The following is a 277-nucleotide window of genomic DNA, read 5'->3' as shown; positions in this document are numbered from 1 at the left end:
GTGCAACACTTGCAAGAACTTACACAACAAGAGAAGAACGTGTTTAAAACTTTTAAAGAAATATCTCCTATGGAAATTATATCGCAGGCTGCACAACGCCAAGCGTATATAGATCAAACACAGAGTTTGAACTTAAATATTCCATCGGTAATGCCTATCAAAGATGTGAACAAAGTGATGATAGAAGCATGGAAGTTAGGAGTGAAGAGTTTGTACTATCAACGTAGTCAATCAGTAGCTAAAGAAATGATAATGAACTTTGTGAACTGTAGTAGTT

General features: G+C 35.4%; 1 pseudogene. It reads left to right on the top strand.

Going from position 1 to position 277, the window contains the following annotated elements:
- Positions 1-39: 39 nt before the first annotated feature.
- Positions 40-277: pseudogene (locus CUZ56_RS14955) on the top strand (hypothetical protein); the annotation flags it as partial.

This window comes from Saezia sanguinis, assembly GCF_003991585.1.
Taxonomy (GTDB): Bacteria; Pseudomonadota; Gammaproteobacteria; order Burkholderiales; family Burkholderiaceae_C; genus Saezia; species Saezia sanguinis.
The sequence above is the reverse complement of the archived record's forward strand: the minus strand, read 5'-3'. Positions and strand labels throughout refer to the sequence as shown.